Here is an 18,257-nt window from a genome sequence, read left to right on the forward strand (position 1 = left end):
TAAGATCCTGTCTATGAGAACGGCTTAAGGGTGATGACAGAATCATTATTCAAGCTCATGACTTCCCTGACCATGATGCGATTTCTTCCGCATACGCTTTAGCATACTTATTAAAAAGCAAAGGGTTGCGCCCATATATTACGTTTCATGGTTATATAGATCGAGTGTCACTCAGGAACTTAATAGATTGGTTAGATATTCCAATCTATCAGCCAAAAGATTTGAAACTACAACCGGATGACAAGGTTATTGTTGTTGATGGCTGTATTGGTGAGAAAAATGTCATCGATTTTCCGGGGCTTGAGGTCGGAGTGATCGACCACCATCAAGTGAAAGCACCTGATTTTGTATGGTATTCCGATATACGTTCAAACTATGGTTCAACAGCAACCATAATGGTTGAGTATTATCGTTATTTTTCTCTGCAGATGCCCCAAAATATTGCGACAGCACTATTGGTTGGTCTGAGTTTTGATACCGCAAACTTTACCCGAGGGGTAGGGACTGCAGATCTAAAAGCATTGTTGTATCTTCAAGCGAAGGCCAATAATGATATGGTTAACAAAATTTGTCGTAATCAAGTAGAGTTCCATGAATTAAAACTTTTCTATTCCATGCTCGATAGCTTACGTCGTGAAAAAAACGCAGCATTTGCTGTGCTTCCTGAAGGTTGCCCTAAAAATATGCTTGGCGTGTTAGGTGATTTCTTGCTGAGTGTTGATGAGCTCGATATTGTTGTTCTCACTGCTAGAAATAGAGAGAAGACCTTTATCTCTCTCCGTTCAGAGTGTTCAAAAAACAATGTCGCGAAGATAGTTAGAAGGGCCCTTAATGAAAAAGGGATTGGTTTTGGCGGCGGGCACCCTCATATGGCTGGCGGCATTATCAACAAACAGTTTGAATTCAGCAGTGAACTTGCTTGTGTTTATGACTTGATTCGACCGAACCTTTTACTTGATGCCTAAGTCCATCAGTGAAAATGATTGTTGCTCTACAAGAAGTAACAACTCAAAGGTGATGACGAAAGTTGTCGCCTTTGTTTTATCGACAGCAAGCTAAAACACGTATATCAGCCTTTGATGTGATGTCTTGAAGTGACTCGGTGCACAAGTTAGAAAGTGCAATTACAATCTTGATAAATTGGGATATATGTTCGTAGTAAAATTGTGAGACGCTTGATCAAGTGTTAGTCGAATCACAAGGAAGTTGAATGCACCACTTTAATATCCGTGCTCTTGAGTATTTAAATGCGTTGTCAAAATATGGGTCGTTACGTAAGGCATCTAAGATGATGAACGTTGACCCTGCCGCGATGAGTCGGATGTTGACACAGTTAGAAGCGCAAGCGGAAATGAAAGTATGGGAGCGCAACAACCGCCAATCACTGTTAACCGAAGCGGGTAATGAACTGCTGAATTACTACCGTTCCATTGTTCGTGGAGAGGCCGCTGTACTTGCTCGACTAACTAAGCTTAAAAACCTCAAAGGAGGCAATGTCAGCATTGCTATCGGTGAAGGATTTATTACCAACTTGGTGTCAAAACCGATGCAAACCTTCATGACTCGTTATCCTGATATCAATCTTTCTATTGAGATCGCTGGGGCATTGGATGCAGTCAAGATGTTGGAAGATCAACAGATAGACTTTGCGATAACCTATGCGTCTGCACCGCACCCTAAACTGCACTCCCACGTTGAACGCAGCCATCCGCTCGAATTGATTGCTCCGAAGGGGCACTTCCTTACGATGAAAGAAGCACCAGTGGTAATGCAAGATATTCAAGACGCTTCTCTCGCCTTGATCGATAACTCGACCGGTATGGGGAGGCTAGTAAAGCAGGCTGAACAAATTTCCCATCTTACCTTGCAGCCAAAACTTCAAACTAACTCAGTCACGGCACTGACTAACTTCGTTTCAGCAGGGTTGGGCGTCACCTTTATGCCTAAGCTCACTGTGATCGATGAAATAAAGTCAGGGCAGATTGAAGTGGTTGCGACCGAGTTGGAGATGCTATCGAAGGCGACGGTTAAGGTTCAATCTTTGAAAGGCCGTGCACTTACGCTACAAGCCGAAACCTTGTTGGATTTCTTACTCGAGAACGCCACTTTCTTAAGCCATGACGCTTACAATATCTAGGCTTAGTTGATTTACTTAGCGACTCCTACCTAAGCTTTCAAATACCGCCAATATCACACTTTCAAACTGCCGAATTCGTTTTTAAGTCGAATTGAGTTTTTGTCAACGCTCTCTCTATTGTTAAGTCAACACGTGCGGAATAAGTTACAAACCATTAACGAAACGAGTTTTACACTGACAGTTGTGTTCGGCTGGTTTTGGCTTTGTCGGGCATTAGGGGAAGAGAATGGAAGTAATTGTAATTGGCAGCGGTGTGATTGGCTTGACCAGTGCTTGGTATCTGGCGAAAGAGGGCCACTCGGTGACGGTTATCGATCGTCAAGATAGCAGTGGCAAAGAAACCAGTTTTGCGAATGCAGGGCAAATTTCTTACGGTTATTCATCACCATGGGCGGCACCGGGCATCCCTTTGAAAGCGATGAAATGGCTTACCCAAGAACATGCGCCACTTAAAGTGAAGCCTTCTCTTTCTCCAGAGTTAATGTCTTGGGCGACTAAGATGCTCGCCAACTGTAATGAAGCCAAGTACGCACAGAATAAATCGCGGATGTTACGAGTCGCTAACTACAGCCGAGATTGCCTGACTCATCTAAGAATCAGTGAAGATTTGGCTTATGAGGGCCGGCAGAAAGGCACCTTGCAAGTATTCAGAAGCGAAAAACAATTGGACGCTATTCAGCAGGATATGAAGCTATTAACAGAGAGTGGAATCGAACACTCGCTGTTTGATGTTGAACAGTGTCTGTCAGTGGAGTCTGGTTTAGCAGACGTTAAAGACAAGCTGGTGGGCGGCCTGTATTTACCACACGATGAAACCGGTGATTGTCATCAGTTCTGTTTAACCTTGACCGAAAAAGCCAAGCAACTCGGCGTTCAGTTCGTGTTTAATACCGAAGTGGTTAGGCTCAATCATCAGAATCAAACCATTGAGAGTATTACAACGACTCAAGGCGAGTTCAAAGCGGATGCTTACGTGGTCGCTTCAGGAAGCTATTCTCGAGAACTGTTGAAGCAAGTCGATTTGTCGATCCCGGTTTATCCAGTGAAAGGCTATTCGCTAACACTGCCGATCGTGAATGCAGATAAGTCACCAACCTCGACTGTGATGGATGAAACTTACAAGGTAGCGATGACGCGATTTGATGATCGTATTCGCATTGCAGGGACGGCAGAACTTGCGGGGTTTAATTACCTTATCCCTGAAAAACGCAAAGCCACGATTGATATGGTGATTAAAGATCTTTTCCCACAAGCGGGTGACTTTTCTAAGGCTGAATACTGGACTGGGTTAAGACCAATGACGCCGGATGGTACGCCTATTATCGGTAAGACGCCTATCAAGAACCTATTTACAAATACTGGACATGGGACATTAGGTTGGACAATGGCATGTGGCTCAGGAAAGATCTTGGCAAGCGTGGTCAGTGGCTCAGCTAGTGATATTAAAACTGATGACTTAAGTATCCACCGCTATTTGTAGCGAGATGATGCAGTGATAATTAAACAACCCCATTCTTAAGTTTTCGAATGGGGTTGTGGGTTCTGAGGGAGAAGATTATCTGGTCGTGGTTTCTAGCACATGGGTAAATCTATCCCAAGATTTTTGGTCAGCTTCTTGTTGATAGTTGTTTGAGCCGAATACGGTAAAGGCATGCGGCGCACCACTATAAGTGATCATCTCATGCGGAACTTTGGTTGATTCAAGTTGAGCGGCGAGGCTTCCAAAGTCGTGCATTGAAATCATGGCATCAGCCGTGCCGTGGAACACGACTACGGGAGCTTTAGTCTGCGAGTAGTCTTGGCCTTTTGGTGTTGATAAACCGCCATGGAAGGTGACGTAAGCCTTCGAAGGAATCCCCGCACGAGCGGCTTCCAATACAGCGGCTCCGCCGAAACAGTATCCCATCATTACGTTGTTATCTAAGTTTCCGCCAAGTCTTTGTGCTTCCATGGCTCCTGCGTTGAGTAGCGCACGCATTTTTTCACGGTCTTTATACAATTCGCCCGTGTGCTGCTTTTTGTCTTTCACTTCGGTTGGGCGGATGCCTTTACCAAATAGGTCGATGGCGAACACGTTGTAACCTAGTTCGTTGAGCATCTCAGAACGTTTCTTTTCGTAATCGGTTAAGCCATCCCAATCGTGTATTAGCAGTACCAAAGGCGCTTGGTCACTGGCTTCACTCCAATAACCTTCGTAATCCATCCCATCGACTTGGTAAGTGACGTTTTCTCCTGATATCGCAGAGAAGGGCAGTAAAACTGAAAACAGGCCGAGCGTAGTGAGTTTTCGCATGCGTAATTCCTTTCGATGACAATTGACGTTCCAATCGAAAGTATAGATAACGCGATGATTCTCGCCAGATTTCTGTCTCTAACTTGAAATGTCTGGCAGGGATAGCAGGTGGCTATTACTGATAAACAGCCATCGAAAGGGAGTGCGATGGCTGTTCATGATGCGCTGAGAAATTCTCAGTTCGCAGAAACGCGGGGCATTAGAGTAGAAAAGAACGGATTACTACCAAGTAGCGTTATCAGCGGTGTGGCTACTTCGAAGTTCTGGGTACTTACGTTGATAGCGCGGCAACATCGACTCATTACCTAAGATGCCACCTTGATGGATATAGATGACGGTTTTGGTTGGGTTCTCTTCTTGCCATTGCTCTAGGCATTGCCACATTAATGGGTCGTAGAGCAGGTCGAATTCAATATCAGTTTGTTCTTGTAGATCCAACCAAGTTTGATAGTCCTGCTGGTACAACTTACCAAAGTGGTGTTTGGCTTTAAGCGGTAATATCTGCGGGTGATCGGTTTCGCCAAGCTCGTTGAACTGTTGCGTTAGGTAATCACTGCCGCCAACACAAGCACAGGTTAGCACTGGGATGTTGTGCATTTTTAAATGCTTATGAAGGTACAGCGCAGTACTGCCAGTTCCTGCGGGTAGGGCCACAACAAAATCGTATTGGTTTTCAAAGCGAGTCCAGCTCAGTATTTCCATCGCCAGTTGTTTTACGCCATATTCAGAAAGCTGAGAGCGTCCACCTTCTGGTAACACAATGCATTGTGAGTCAGGTTGTCTTACTTGCTCAATATACTCTTGTGGATGAAGCTCAGAGCCTGTTTCTTTGACTGAAATAACCTCAGCCCCGAGATCGATAGCGCCACGGTAGTTGCCGATTGGACGTTCTTTTAGCCATTGAGGAAGGTGGTCGACGTAGAACTCAAGCGTCCAACCTTTGATTTTTGCAAGTGCGGCGAGCGAGAACAATGAGTTGGCTTGAGCGGAACCATAGCTTATTAGGGTGGTAGTGCTTGGGTGCTCGTCTTCCAGTAGCTTCATGAACTTTCTGGCTTTGTTGCCGCAAAAGTGGGAATGAAGCTGATCGTCACGCTTTAAGAAAAAGGTGTGGTCGTTGTATTGATGTTGAGTTACAGGGCTATTATTTAGTTTCATCGCACTTAGACAAAATGCTGACTCAAGAGCCAGCATTTATAGTTCAAATAGGACTAGCGAGTATCTAGTAGCTAGGGACCGCTGTAAACCAACTAAATCAAGTTTTCGTTCGATATTGAGCTTCGAACTATGAACTCATTTACTCTGGGGTGGATGCGGATAGATCGGTTTGAAAGGTGATCTTAGCGGTACATCCACCACAGCTGCGATTGACCAATTCAAAGCCCCATTGGAAGCGTTGACATAAGTCCTCGACAATCAATAAACCTAACCCATGCCCATTTGGATTGTATTGTTCTTGGAGGCCTTCTCCTTGGTCTTCAATCACAACACTCTCGTGGGACAGAGTGACCGTTACGGTGCCACTATTGGTCGCTGCAATGGCATTTCTCAACAAGTTTCCGACCAACATGTTCATTATCGCGCTGGTGGCTTGAATGGTGGGTTCTGATTGAACTTGTAAGGTTATCGCGACTTCCTTCTCGTCAGCCTGCAACGAATTTTTAGAAACGATAGTCTCTAGCTCTTGCTGGCTGAATAAACGTAGCGGTGCATCGTCACTGTTTCTTTCATAGCGAACGAGACCAAGCAGTGCATCGACCATTTCAGACATTTGAACAATGGCTTCATCAATACGTTCAACCTGACGAGATTGAAATTCGGTTGTTTCGCTTCTCAGTAACAGTTTGTTGGCACCACGAGCAACAGTCAACGGAGTTCTTAGTTCATGACTTGAGTAGCGTGCGAAAGCTTGCTCGCGTTTTACTAGAGAATTGATTTCTCTTCTGTATTGATTGAGTTGATCCGTCAACTGACGAAACTCCACCGCCGCATCGTCATTCACTCCAAATTCTTCGTTTAGATTGAGCTTATTGGATTCAAGCTGTTCAGACAGGGAGTTGAAGGGCTCAATCAGCCGTTTAGACAACCGATAGAGCAGAGCTCCGAAGCTGAATATTAGAATAGAGAGAAGGGCTAATACAAATGTGGTGGCATAAACGAGCTCAAAGACACTAAGCTCGACACGGTCTATTTCAGAAAGCAGAACAATAGGGTGAGTTCTACCTTCATGAGTATACTCGCCTACATAGACCATGCGAGATTCTGGATCTTCACCGACCTCACCAATGAAATTTTCTTTGCCTTCAATATACTTTAAATACTTTTTCGGTAGATAGGAAAGATCGTTGTAAGCGATAGTCAGGTCATCAATACGAAGCTCTCCACTTTCACCTGACTGGAATAACCCGACTGCATAGTTGCGGTCAATTAGGATGCGTCTTTCACCCACGCGGTCTTCCGACAAGTACAGGGCTGTGATAAATACCACATAGACAAATGCCGACACAATTACGGCCATTAACCCAAAGAAAACCGCTAAGCGGCCCGTTAGGGTTTTTGTGCTTGTAAGAACATTTGAAATCAATTCGATGGCTCCAATCGGAAGCCAACTTTAGGCACCGTAATTAACATCTGAGTGTCGAAAGGCTTGTCGAGTTGATTACGTAACTGATAAATGTGACTGCGCAACACATCATTGTTGGGTTCGTTTTCTTCCCATAACTTGTAGGAAATAGCTTCACGAGTGACTACTTCAGGTGCGCTTTGGCACAGCATCTCAAGTATGGTGTAAGTGGTTGGGTTGAGCGCTAGTAGTTTATCTTGGCGGTAAGCTTTACGGGTTTTTTGGTCGATGGTGAGTTCATCGAACTGAAGTTTTGAAGAGGCGACTTTTCCGCGGTAACGACGAACCAGTGCGTTCATTCTCGCTTCTAAAATATCCAAATCGAAAGGCTTGGTTAGGTAATCATCGGCACCGTGGTCAAACCCTTTCAACATGTCTTCACGGCTATCAAGCGCGGTAAGCATCAGGATCGGGGTTGTGTTGCCTTGGTCTCTTAGCTTGTTACAAACCGTTAGGCCGTCCATTCTTGGCAGCATCAGATCTAATATGATGATATCAAAAGAGTTATCCATCGCGAGTTGCAAGCCAAGCTCACCGTTGTCCGCGTAATCGAGCTCCATCCCAATGCACTCAAAATAATCAAATAATACGCCTGCGATTTCACGGTTATCTTCGACTAATAGAACTCGTTTCATTTTGATTCTCATACAGAAATAGACGGTAACATTATCCTGAGTGAGCGTGAAAAATATGTCAATAACATAACTTTCACTTATGAGGGGGTAGATTGGATTCAGATTAAAAAATAGAAGAACGTATTATGTCTGAACTTCATATTAGCCGACCTAAAGTCTCCACATCACGGATCAATCCCGCCGTTTCACTATCGATCATTGTGCCGTTTTACGATGAACAAGAGGTGTTAGAAGAGTTTCATTCTCGCTTAACCAAGGTACTGGATAGCTTACCCATCACCAGTGAAATTGTTTATGTCGATGATGGCAGCAAAGACAACAGCTTGGATTTGGTGAGTTCATTCACTTCAATCAATAGCTCAATTTCTGTGATCGGTTTAAGCCGTAACTTTGGTAAAGAATCAGCGATGAGTGCTGGCCTCGAACACTGCCGAGGACAAGCTGTGATCTTGCTCGATGCCGATCTACAAGACCCACCCGAGCTGATTCCTCAAATGATTGCCAAATGGCGCGAAGGTTATGACGTCGTCAATATGCAGCGTAGCCAACGTGATGGTGAAACGTGGTTTAAGAAGTTTTCAGCAGCAAGCTTTTACAAAGTCATGAACGTGGCAGCGAAGATCGATGTTCCAGAAAATGTCGGTGATTTCCGACTGTTAAGCCGAGAGGTTGTCGACCATATCAACCAACTGCCTGAACGTAACCGTTACATGAAAGGCATCTTTTCATGGCCAGGTTTTAGACAAGCAACGATTCAGTTTAAGCGCGACGCTCGCTTCTGTGGCGAGACCAAGTGGAACTACCTGAAACTCATCGGATTGGCGATGGATGGCATCACATCATTTTCTATCCGCCCACTGCGTATTGCGACGGCCGTTGGTGGATTAGTGGCGCTTACTGCTTTCGTGTATGGCGTCTTCATCGTGTTCAAAACCATGATGTTTGGTGAGCCTATTACGGGCTACCCGTCAATGATGGTGGTTCAACTTGCCCTTGGCGGCATTCAACTTCTGAGTATTGGTTTAATGGGGGAATACATAGGTCGTATTTTCATCGAAACCAAGAACCGTCCTTTGTATCTGATCCAATCGGTGGTCGATACCCCTGCATTAAAAACGCATTTTAAATTAGAGGAGTCAGCATGAGCCTGAACCGAACGCACCTATGGTATTTGTTGGCTTTTGCATTGGTTCTAAGGCTCTTATCTCTGGCGACATACCCTTTAATGGACACTACGGAAGCGCGCTACGGTGAGATGGCTCGCTTGATGGTAGAAACCGGCAATTGGTTAACCCCTCAATTTGATTACGGCATCCCTTTCTGGGGTAAGCCTCCGATGTTTACCTGGATGAGCGCGATTGGCATTGAGCTGTTTGGTTTGAGTGAGTTTGCTGTGCGTGCGCCACACTGGTTAGCAGGTTTTGCGACGATTTTGTTGGTTGCGTACATGGCTAAGCGCACCGGACAAAGTGCCTTGGTGGCGGCCGTGGTATTGGCGACATGTGGGATTTTCTCTATCGCGGCGGGTGCTGTTATGACTGACATGGCATTAACGTTAGCGATGACCATAGCCATGTTAGGTTTCTACCTATGTTGGTTAGGAGGAGAGGGTTCGAAGGGAGAAGGGAGCGCGAAGACTAATCGGTCTTGGGGCTATGTCGGTTTCATTGGCTTAGCACTAGGCTTGCTGGCAAAAGGGCCGGTAGCGATTGTGATTATGGGTATCGCCGTTTTCCCTTGGTTAGTATTGCAACATGGATTTTTTGGCGCTTTTAAAGTGTTATGGCAACGCTTTCCACTGTTGTCAGGCTTAGGCGTGATGCTAGCGATTGCTTTGCCGTGGTACATCATGGCTGAAATGGCAACACCGGGTTTTATTGATTACTTTATTGTTGGCGAGCACTTTAAGCGTTTTGTTGTGAGTGGTTGGGAGGGCGATTTATACGGTTCTGCCCATGACCAAGCAAGAGGCATGATTTGGATTTTCTGGATTCAAGCGGCTGCGCCGTGGTCGATTGTGTTGCCTATTTTGACTTTCGCCCGTCGTAAGAAAATCGCAGAAGTTAACGCTGAACATAGTGGGTTGTTTTCATTCCTTGTGTGTTGGTTGGTCTCTCCTCTAATTCTTTTCACTATGGCGGGTAATATTCTTCCAGCTTACGTCCTACCGGGTATTCCAGCCCTTGGCTTGCTGGTGGCAACGCTTGTGGTAGAAAAAGATAAGAAGTGGTTCTCGAGTGTGGCTTTGGTGCTACCTGTGCTGTTAATGATTGCGATGGTCTACCTCAACCTAGGCAAAGCGAACGAGAAAAGTGACCGTATTATCTTCGAGCAGATCACGGATGAAGCGCCGAGCTTTTACATCGGTAAACGACCGTTCTCTGGGCAATTTTACAGTCATGGACAAGCGAAAAAGCTACTTGATGTTAAACAGTTAGATGGTATCGACAAGTTCTATCTGATTGGTAAAAGAGCGGAAGTGGAAACCAAGATTAAAGACAATGCGTTGACCTGTATTTTAGAGCCGACGGTGAAGATCAAGCGCGCTCTATTTAGTTGTCATAGCCAAAACATCAAACCAAATCTATCGTTGAGCCATATTCGAAGTGATGGCGATGTTCAATTTTAACTCGTCATCGAGACTGTTTAGCCACAAGTTCGACGTGCTAAACCAAAAACTACAACCTCATCATAAGATGATTAAATTCGCTATGGTGGGGTCGGGTGGCTTTGTTGTCGATTGTGCCGTGTTTGCGTTGCTGCATTACGTTATTGGGCTGCCGTTAATGAGTGCTCGAATTGGCTCTTTCATCGTTGCAGCAACGACAACTTGGTTTGGAAATCGAGTGTTGACCTTTGAATTCAAAGGGCAGGGGAATTGGTCCGAAAAGCTGATTCAATGGCAAAAGTTCATGTTCTCTGCATCAATATCGGCGATACCTAATTTGCTGTGCTTTAAGTTGATGACTGAATTGCTGCCTGCATTTACTGGGGCAGTGTTTATCGCAATGGCGGTTGGCATCTTGGTGGGCATGGTCAGTAACTATTTGCTTAGTCAGTATTGGGTGTTTGCTCGTTAGGCTATCTTGTAACAGACACAAAAAAGCGCAGCTAAATAGCTGCGCTTTGTGTTTTTACGATAGCGAAGTCAATCGGTTCGCGATATTAGCGTTGTGCTGCGCGCTGGCGGTTCTTGCCGTTACTTGCAGGTTTGCCACCTTGACCATTGCCCGCTTTGTTACGGTTTGGTTTGCCATTTCCGCCGCCATTACCTTGTGATTGCTGACCACCAGGACCTTTCTTAATGAAGCCAGTCGCTGGTTTACGAGCATTGCCATTACCGCCACCTTGGTTAGCATTACCTTGGCTACCGTTGCCGTTACCATTCGGCTTCTTGCCACCCGGTTTCTTACCAGAGTGGTTACGTGGGCTTTCGCCACCAAGACCTGGCTGAGATTTACTGTGCTTAGTCGCAAAGCGTTGTGAACCGTGACGACCAGACTTACGACGTTGTGCCGGTGTTTGTGCATCAAAGTCTTCTGCTGGTACTAGGCAGTTTGCTTTGTCACCAATTAGGTGCTGTTTACCCATGCTGATCAGTGCTTCACGGATGATTTTCCAGTTTTCAGGATCGTGGTAACGAAGCAGTGCTTTATGCAGACGACGTTGACGATCACCTTTCGGCACAGGAACATCTTCACGCTTCTTATATTTCACGCGTTTCAGAGGGTTAGTCTCTGAGTAGTACATCGACGTTGCATTACACATTGGCGATGGGTAGAAGTTCTGTACTTGGTCACACTCGTAGTTGTGCTTTTTCAGCCACATTGCAAGGTTAAGCATGTCTTCATCTTCTGTGCCCGGGTGAGCAGAGATAAAGTAAGGAATTAAGTACTGTTTCTTACCGGCTTCAGCGCTGTACTTCTCGAACATCTCTTTGAAACGATCGTAAGTGCCCATGCCCGGCTTCATCATCAGATCCAGTGGGCCTTTTTCAGTATGCTCTGGAGCAATCTTCAAGTAACCACCAACGTGGTGAGTCACAAGCTCACGAACGTATTCTGGAGATTCAATCGCTAAGTCGTAACGTACACCAGAAGCGATCATGATCTTCTTAACACCCGGTACTTTTCTCGCAGAGCGGTACAGGTCGATAGTGTGTTGATGGTCTGTGTTTAGCTTTTCACAGATTTTCGGGAACACACATGATGGACGACGACAGTTAATTTCAGCTTTTGGATCTGAACAACCTAAACGGTACATGTTCGCCGTTGGGCCGCCCAAGTCAGAAATAGTACCTGTGAAGCCCGGTACTTTATCTTTAATGTCTTCGATCTCATCCAAGATAGATTCTTTCGAACGGTTCTGAATGATGCGACCTTCGTGCTCTGTGATTGAACAGAAAGAACAACCACCAAAACAACCACGCATGATGTTAACCGAGGTTTTGATCATGTCGTATGCTGGGATTTTCGCTTTGCCGTACATCGGGTGCGGAACACGCTTGTACGCAAGGCCAAACACGTAGTCCATCTCTTCTGTGGTCAATGGAATAGGCGCTTGGTTAATCCAAAGCTCGCGATCACCGTGACGTTGAATCAGAGCACGACCTGAGTACGGGTTTGTCTCAAGGTGCAGAATACGACTAGCGTGAGCGTAAAGAATACGGTCATTGTTTAGCTTTTCGTAACCTGGGATACGAACCGCTGTAGTTTTTGCATCGTGACGAGAAGGGCGAATAGTAATAGGTTGCGCTTTTACTTCTTCTTTTTCGTCTTTCTTGGTATCACACTGAGTTTCAACTTCGTACGGGTTAACCGGAACATACGCTTTGTTCGGCTTTTCGATACGAGAAGAGTCAATGATCTTGAAGCCTTCAGGGGCCGCAGGAAGATTGATAGCAGTACCGCTGATATTGGTCAGCGTAGACATGTCTTCACCATCGGCAATGCGGTGTGCTACTTCAACCAGTGCACGCTCAGCGTTACCAAAAAGAAGAATGTCAGCTTTTGCATCAAACAATACAGAGCGGCGAACTTTATCTGACCAGTAGTCGTAGTGAGCTACACGACGTAAGCTCGCTTCAATACCACCAAGCACGATTGGCGTGCCTTTGTAAGCTTCACGACAACGTTGAGAATAAACCAGAGTTGCACGATCAGGACGCTTGCCACCTTCATTGTTCGGAGTATAAGCATCATCGTGACGTAATTTGCGATCAGAGGTGTAGCGGTTGATCATGGAGTCCATGTTACCCGCTGTGATGCCGAAGAATAGGTTAGGTTTACCTAGCTTCATGAAGGCATCTTTATTGTCCCACTTTGGTTGAGCAATAATGCCCACGCGGAAACCTTGAGCTTCAAGCAGACGGCCGATGATAGCCATACCAAAGCTCGGGTGATCGACATAAGCGTCACCAGTTACAATAATAATGTCACAGCTATCCCATCCAAGAGCATCCATCTCCTTTCTACTGGTAGGCAAAAAGGGTGCAGTTCCGTAGCACTCGGCCCAGTATTTTTTGTGTTCGTGAATAGGAGTGATATCGCTGTACATATTTCAACCTCTGATTTTTGAGGCGGGAATTATAGCGGCATGAGCCTAGACTAGCCAGTAGAACATGCCCCTGTTAGTTCTGGTGTCTTTCGTCTTTTTACGGTAAATGGCGATAAAAGAGCCATACAACAGCATAGTTGAAGCCTTGAATAACGTCGCTAATTTGTGATTTTGATTAGTGTTCGCAGCAGTTTTTGATATTATTCGCGAAAATAAGTCTGAAGAAGTAGATCCACAATGGTCGAAACGTTATTAGTACAATTTGCTCCGATGCTTTTAGGAACCCAACTGATCTTAACCCTCATCTTGGTGAAAGGGGATATTTGTCCGGGGCAGCGTGGTCGGATCCACAAGATGTTACCTGCGATTGGCGTGCTGTGGCTTGCCGTCGCTTCAGTAAAAATTGAAGCCTTTCTGGTCGTGTTCGCGATCTTTTATTTCTATTCTCAAGTTCAAACCAAGAAGACTCGCGATTCTGGTCCTATCTGGGTGATGTACTTGGCCTGTGGTTTAGCGTTGTCATATGTTGCTATACAAGCGACTGAGCAAGCAACCGCTGTTGGTATCATTACTACTTTGCTGCTAGTGGTACTGTTAGGAGCGGCGTTTGGCCATCTACTACTGACGATTGCAAGGACACGGTTGCAGGCATTTCATCGAGTGCTTCCTGTTGTGGGCGTGCTAACCGGTATGTTGGTAGTACTGGCGACCGTCGTGAGTGTTTACTCTTTGTCTGAAGCTCAATTAGAACCTGTGATTTCCACTTTGCTATTTAGTTTTGCTTTGTTGATCTCCTCAATCGTGGTGTGGTGTTGGCATTTACTGTTCGCAAGAACGCCTGAAAAGCTTCAACTGAGTATTTCGTTGTTGATGTTATTGGTGGCCGTTGTGGGTTTAACGCCAGTTTGGGCACTTTAATCGCGCACTTTCATTAATTACGTGCGCTCATTAATCACGCATTCTCTTTAAGAAGTGTGATCAGTTTTTTAGCATGGCCTTGGTAAGCGTTCTAAACTTAATTTTAGTCGGTGTGTTCGTAAGGAGTACGAGATGGATTTAAGCAACGTCAAAGGTTTCGATAGCATTATCTTGCTGGGAATCGTGAATGAGAAACTTCGCCTAGAGTGCGATAGCTTTGAAGAGCTGATCAGTATGTATGAAATGGATATAGAAAGTGTCGTGGGCAAGCTCGATATGCTTGGCTATCAATACGATCCATTGACTAACCAGTTTAAGTCTTACTCGAGATAAGCTAAAGATTAGCGCATCTTTTATCGAAAATGACATGCATCGCGTGTTGTGGGTGTTGAGAGAAAAAAGTCACAGATTATCTGTGACTTTTTTGTTTCTGACGAATCGATCGAGCTTAACTTAGCCATAAATCATCTTTAAACGACCTCTATGCCATCTAAGTGACTCTTACTTTGCTGTCTTGCCGTGCTAAAGAAAGCTTGCAGGTAACGTTTATCTTTCTCAGAGTTTCTTACCGCTGCGAACAGTCTTCTTGATAGTCCTTTGCCTAATGGCTTGCTGGCAATCAGCCCTTGTCTTGAGAATTCACTGATCGCCCAGTTTGGTAGAGCCGCTACTCCCAAACCTGCTGATACCATTTGCACCAACATTAAGGTGTTGTCTGCTTGTTTCCACTTCTTAGGTTCTACACCTGCTGGTTGCAAAAAGTGCTTCACTACGTCTAAACGCTGCTTTTGAACTGGGTAGGTGAGCATGGTGAGATCGCTAAGATCTTGCGGTTCAATGCTCGCTTTTTCTGCCAAAGGTGAGTTGATTGCGGTGATCAAACGCATCTCAAAATCAAAGAGTGGTTCGTAGTGAACCTCAGAGCGAGGCTGTATATCAGAGGTGATCACCAAATCTAGCTCGCCTGCCATTAGCGCGGGTAGCGGCTCAAACCCAAAGCCTGACGAGAAATCTAGCGTTACGCTTGGCCAAGCCACTTGATATTCCTTCAAAGCAGGCATTAACCATTGGAAGCAGGAGTGACACTCGATCGCCATGTGCAATCGGCCATTCACATCCTCTTTTAGGCTCGCCAACTCGTTCTCTGCTTTAGCAATCTTTGGCTGTATCTCATCCGCGAGCTTAAGCAAGATCTCACCCTCAGAGGTAAATTTCACTGGCCTAGTTTTTCGTAGGAAAAGCTGACCGCCAATACGCGCTTCAAGGTCTTTTAATTGATGAGAAAGCGCCGACTGAGTCAGGTGAAGAGAGGTCGCAGTGGCTGTTAACGATCCGCTGTCTCTCAAGGTGGTCAATGTTCGAAGGTGTTTAAGCTCTATCATGAGTATTCCTCATATTCCCTAAGCCAATTCAATATTTCTTAATAATCACCCTACGGTGTTTTTGGTCTTTTGTAAACGTCTAGATGTCCAGATGGATTTAAACTGTTCATCTTTGGATGATTCAAGATGAATATTATTAATAAACAAGATGAATATTTGGACGTTGTCCATAGATCGGATTAGGGCGATAGTTTAGCCATCCAGACGCCTTTATGGGAAAGTAAAATCATCAAAGGCAGTCTGACCGGAATTTAAAATTATCGAATAAGGAAAAGACTCATGACGACAACAACGCATATTCTTGGCTACCCACGCATTGGTGAAAAACGCGAACTTAAATTCACGCTCGAGAAATACTGGCGCGGTGAAATCGATCAATCTGAGCTCAAGCAACTCGGCAGCGAATTAAGAAATCGTAACTGGAATGTACAAGCTGACGCGAATCTAAGCTTTGCAACTGCGGGTGACTTCGCATGGTACGATCATGTTCTAACAACGACTCTACTTCTAGGTCATGTGCCAAAACGTCATGCTGGTGGAGCAGAAGATGAAAAAGCCTTCCCAGATTTAGATACTTTATTTCGAGTTGGTCGTGGTCAGTCTCAAGTTCAGTCTACTTGCTGCGGTGGTACGCATACGTCGAATGATGGCACTAAAGACAGTTCGGCTGCTTCCGACATGACTAAGTGGTTCAACACTAACTACCACTACATTGTTCCTGAGTTCAGTAAAAACGACACCTTTGAAGTGAGCTGGCCACAGCTGTTTGACGAAGTGAACGAAGCGATAAAAGCAAGACACAAAGTTAAGCCTGTACTTCTTGGCCCACTGTCATATTTGTACTTAGGCAAAGAAGTGGAAGAGGGCTTTGACCGCTTAACCTTGCTTCCACGTTTGCTTACTGCTTACCAAGCGATTTTGGCAAAACTCGCCAAGTTGGGCGTTGAGTGGGTGCAAATCGATGAGCCCATTCTATCTCTGGAACTTGAGACTAAGTGGGCAGATTCATTCAAGTTGGCTTATCAAGTGATTCAAGGCGATGTGAAACTATTGCTGACCACTTACTTTGATTCTGTGACTGATACGTTAGACAAGATCGTGGAATTGCCCGTCAACGGCTTGCACATCGATTTGGCTGCCGCACCGCAGCAACTCGATGACGTGGTGAATAAGTTACCGGAAGATTGGGTACTTTCTGCGGGTGCAATCAATGGACGCAATGTTTGGCGATCAGACTTAGCTTCTCAGCTTGAGTTACTGCAACCTGTGAAAGAAAAGCTAGGCGATAAACTATGGGTCGCAAGTTCATGTTCACTACTGCATAGCCCGGTTGACCTTGAGTTAGAAGAGACGCTTAGCGAAGAAGTGAAGAGTTGGTTTGCCTTTGCAAAACAGAAAGTGACCGAGGTGAGCTTATTGGGTGCGGCGTTAGACGGCGATCAAAATGCCATTTTGGCGTGTGAGACTTACAGCCAACCTATCGTTGCACGTAAGAGCGCGACTCATGTGAACAAGCCTCAGGTACGAGAGCGCCTTAATACCATCACGAAAGCACTAGCAGATCGAAGTGCGCCTTATGCAGAACGTGCGGCACATCAGTCTGAAGTTCTCGGCTTACCGCTATTACCAACCACAACCATTGGTTCGTTCCCACAAACCGGAGAAATCCGTGTTCAACGCAGTGCCTACCGCACTGGCAAATTGAGTGAAGCGGAATATAACTCTGCATTGAAAGGTCACATCGCGGATGCCGTTAAGCGCCAAGAAGCCTTAGATTTGGATGTGTTGGTTCATGGTGAAGCGGAACGTAATGATATGGTGGAGTACTTTGCAGAAAATCTAGCAGGCTTTCAAACCACCAAGTTTGGTTGGGTACAAAGCTATGGCTCTCGCTGCGTGAAGCCAGCGATTGTGGTCGCGGATATAGAACGTGAGAAACCGATGACGGTGGAATGGTCGACCTATGCACAATCTCTGACTTCGAAGCAGATGAAAGGCATGCTGACAGGACCCGTCACTATTCTATGTTGGACATTCCCACGTGAAGACATCTCACGCAAAGAGATCACGAATCAATTGGCGTTTGCTCTGCGTGATGAGGTGTCTGATTTACAAGATGCAGGCATCAGCATCATTCAAATCGATGAACCTGCTATTCGCGAAGGTTTGCCTTTGAAAAAACGCGACCACGCAGAATACCTAGAGTGGGCGGTCGATGCCTTTAAGATTTCAGCGGCGAGTGCTAAACCAGAAACTCAGATTCATACCCATATGTGTTACAGCGAGTTCAACGAGATCATTGATTCAGTGGCTGCGCTAGATGCCGATGTGATTACCATTGAGACTTCTCGTTCGAACATGGAACTGCTGAAAGCGTTTGAAGAGTTCAACTACCCGAATGCGATTGGCCCCGGTGTTTACGATATTCACTCGCCAAACATTCCTTCAGAAGAGTGGATTGTGGATTTACTTAAGAAAGCGGCAGAAAAAATCCCAGCAGAACGTTTGTGGGCAAACCCAGATTGTGGATTAAAAACACGTAACTGGGCAGAAACAGAAGCGGCACTGACAAATCTTGTGTCGGCGACTAAGACACTGCGTAAAGAGTGGGAATCAGCTGAGGTATAATTCAGTCTAAGATTTTGGTTGATCCGTTAATCCACGATGAACCACAACAAAGGCCTCGCATTTGCGAGGCCTTCTGGTTTTATAC

15 protein-coding genes are annotated in these 18,257 nt (G+C 45.4%); 9 read left to right on the top strand and 6 right to left on the bottom strand.

The annotated features are described in order from the left end of the window. Positions 1–41 precede the first annotated feature (41 nt). From AB4623_RS20225 to AB4623_RS20235, 3 genes are all read left to right on the top strand, one after another. Complete coding sequence (locus AB4623_RS20225) at positions 42–965, top strand: bifunctional oligoribonuclease/PAP phosphatase NrnA (protein WP_372147287.1); 924 nt, start codon at positions 42–44, stop codon at positions 963–965. A 245-nt stretch (positions 966–1,210) separates the two neighbouring features. Further along, the gene (locus tag AB4623_RS20230; RefSeq protein ID WP_017062039.1) at positions 1,211–2,137 is read left to right on the top strand and encodes a LysR family transcriptional regulator; all 927 of its coding nucleotides are present in this window, start codon (positions 1,211–1,213) and stop codon (positions 2,135–2,137) included. 226 nt (positions 2,138–2,363) lie between these two features. Continuing rightward, entirely contained in the window at positions 2,364–3,617 is a 1,254-nt protein-coding gene (locus AB4623_RS20235) for a D-amino acid dehydrogenase (RefSeq protein ID WP_229647089.1), read from the top strand. 75 nt (positions 3,618–3,692) lie between these two features. Here AB4623_RS20235 and AB4623_RS20240 read toward each other — a convergent pair whose 3' ends face one another. The 4 genes from AB4623_RS20240 to AB4623_RS20255 form a co-directional block, all read right to left on the bottom strand. Beyond that, positions 3,693–4,430 carry a dienelactone hydrolase family protein gene (locus tag AB4623_RS20240; RefSeq protein WP_372147283.1) on the bottom strand — a complete coding sequence of 246 codons (738 nt, stop codon included), beginning with the start codon at positions 4,428–4,430 and terminating at the stop codon, positions 3,693–3,695. 222 nt (positions 4,431–4,652) lie between these two features. Beyond that, complete coding sequence (locus AB4623_RS20245; protein ID WP_372147284.1) at positions 4,653–5,588, bottom strand: pyridoxal-phosphate dependent enzyme; 936 nt, start codon at positions 5,586–5,588, stop codon at positions 4,653–4,655. Positions 5,589–5,727: 139 nt separating this feature from the next. Beyond that, positions 5,728–7,014, bottom strand: a complete 1,287-nt coding sequence (locus AB4623_RS20250) for a HAMP domain-containing sensor histidine kinase (RefSeq protein ID WP_017078195.1) — start codon at positions 7,012–7,014, stop codon at positions 5,728–5,730. Then, entirely contained in the window at positions 7,011–7,688 is a 678-nt protein-coding gene (locus AB4623_RS20255; protein WP_371720717.1) for a response regulator transcription factor, read from the bottom strand. Before AB4623_RS20255 ends, AB4623_RS20250 begins: the two co-directional genes overlap by 4 nt. Before the next feature lie 125 nt (positions 7,689–7,813). Here AB4623_RS20255 and AB4623_RS20260 point away from each other — a divergent pair, with 125 nt between their 5' ends. The 3 genes from AB4623_RS20260 to AB4623_RS20270 are packed head-to-tail and all read left to right on the top strand — an operon-like array spanning position 7,814 to position 10,768. Further along, on the top strand, positions 7,814–8,833 hold the full coding sequence (locus AB4623_RS20260; RefSeq protein WP_050634924.1) for a glycosyltransferase family 2 protein: 1,020 nt from the start codon (positions 7,814–7,816) through the stop codon (positions 8,831–8,833). Then, a complete protein-coding gene (locus AB4623_RS20265; RefSeq protein ID WP_017063527.1) occupies positions 8,830–10,317 on the top strand; it encodes a glycosyltransferase family 39 protein in 1,488 nt (495 codons plus the stop codon). The genes AB4623_RS20260 and AB4623_RS20265 overlap by 4 nt, the downstream gene beginning before the upstream one ends. After that, entirely contained in the window at positions 10,304–10,768 is a 465-nt protein-coding gene (locus AB4623_RS20270; RefSeq protein WP_017062031.1) for a GtrA family protein, read from the top strand. Before AB4623_RS20265 ends, AB4623_RS20270 begins: the two co-directional genes overlap by 14 nt. A gap of 85 nt (positions 10,769–10,853) precedes the next feature. Here the strand turns inward: AB4623_RS20270 and AB4623_RS20275 are convergent, their stop codons facing one another. Continuing rightward, positions 10,854–13,151, bottom strand: a complete 2,298-nt coding sequence (locus AB4623_RS20275; protein WP_408063737.1) for a YgiQ family radical SAM protein — start codon at positions 13,149–13,151, stop codon at positions 10,854–10,856. 330 nt (positions 13,152–13,481) lie between these two features. Here AB4623_RS20275 and AB4623_RS20280 point away from each other — a divergent pair, with 330 nt between their 5' ends. Together AB4623_RS20280 and AB4623_RS20285 are read left to right on the top strand one after the other, a co-directional pair. Beyond that, complete coding sequence (locus AB4623_RS20280; protein WP_029235143.1) at positions 13,482–14,162, top strand: hypothetical protein; 681 nt, start codon at positions 13,482–13,484, stop codon at positions 14,160–14,162. A gap of 132 nt (positions 14,163–14,294) precedes the next feature. After that, the gene (locus AB4623_RS20285; protein WP_009846421.1) at positions 14,295–14,495 is read left to right on the top strand and encodes a DUF4250 domain-containing protein; all 201 of its coding nucleotides are present in this window, start codon (positions 14,295–14,297) and stop codon (positions 14,493–14,495) included. A gap of 137 nt (positions 14,496–14,632) precedes the next feature. On the opposite strand, the gene AB4623_RS20290 is transcribed toward AB4623_RS20285, so the two are convergent. Beyond that, positions 14,633–15,544, bottom strand: coding sequence for a LysR substrate-binding domain-containing protein (locus AB4623_RS20290; RefSeq protein ID WP_372147286.1), 912 nt, complete (start codon positions 15,542–15,544; stop codon positions 14,633–14,635). Positions 15,545–15,823: 279 nt separating this feature from the next. Here AB4623_RS20290 and metE point away from each other — a divergent pair, with 279 nt between their 5' ends. After that, a complete protein-coding gene (gene metE / locus AB4623_RS20295) occupies positions 15,824–18,172 on the top strand; it encodes a 5-methyltetrahydropteroyltriglutamate--homocysteine S-methyltransferase (protein ID WP_108192483.1) in 2,349 nt (782 codons plus the stop codon). The last annotated feature ends 85 nt before the right edge of the window (positions 18,173–18,257 follow it).

Origin of the sequence: Vibrio sp. 10N.222.52.C12, assembly GCF_041474215.1 — a bacterium.
Classification (GTDB): Bacteria; Pseudomonadota; Gammaproteobacteria; order Enterobacterales; family Vibrionaceae; genus Vibrio; species Vibrio crassostreae_C.

Excerpts from the sequence above, each read along its gene's own strand:
- AB4623_RS20230 (WP_017062039.1), top strand. The coding sequence starts at position 1,211 with ATGCACCACTTTAATATCCGTGCTCTTGAGTATTTAAATGCGTTGTCA.
- AB4623_RS20235 (WP_229647089.1), top strand. The coding sequence starts at position 2,364 with ATGGAAGTAATTGTAATTGGCAGCGGTGTGATTGGCTTGACCAGTGCT.
- AB4623_RS20240 (WP_372147283.1), bottom strand. The coding sequence starts at position 4,430 with ATGCGAAAACTCACTACGCTCGGCCTGTTTTCAGTTTTACTGCCCTTC.
- AB4623_RS20245 (WP_372147284.1), bottom strand. The coding sequence starts at position 5,588 with ATGAAACTAAATAATAGCCCTGTAACTCAACATCAATACAACGACCAC.
- AB4623_RS20255 (WP_371720717.1), bottom strand. The coding sequence starts at position 7,688 with ATGAAACGAGTTCTATTAGTCGAAGATAACCGTGAAATCGCAGGCGTA.
- AB4623_RS20260 (WP_050634924.1), top strand. The coding sequence starts at position 7,814 with ATGTCTGAACTTCATATTAGCCGACCTAAAGTCTCCACATCACGGATC.
- AB4623_RS20265 (WP_017063527.1), top strand. The coding sequence starts at position 8,830 with ATGAGCCTGAACCGAACGCACCTATGGTATTTGTTGGCTTTTGCATTG.
- AB4623_RS20270 (WP_017062031.1), top strand. The coding sequence starts at position 10,304 with ATGTTCAATTTTAACTCGTCATCGAGACTGTTTAGCCACAAGTTCGAC.
- AB4623_RS20275 (WP_408063737.1), bottom strand. The coding sequence starts at position 13,151 with ATGGATGCTCTTGGATGGGATAGCTGTGACATTATTATTGTAACTGGT.
- AB4623_RS20280 (WP_029235143.1), top strand. The coding sequence starts at position 13,482 with ATGGTCGAAACGTTATTAGTACAATTTGCTCCGATGCTTTTAGGAACC.
- AB4623_RS20285 (WP_009846421.1), top strand. The coding sequence starts at position 14,295 with ATGGATTTAAGCAACGTCAAAGGTTTCGATAGCATTATCTTGCTGGGA.
- AB4623_RS20290 (WP_372147286.1), bottom strand. The coding sequence starts at position 15,544 with ATGATAGAGCTTAAACACCTTCGAACATTGACCACCTTGAGAGACAGC.
- metE (WP_108192483.1), top strand. The coding sequence starts at position 15,824 with ATGACGACAACAACGCATATTCTTGGCTACCCACGCATTGGTGAAAAA.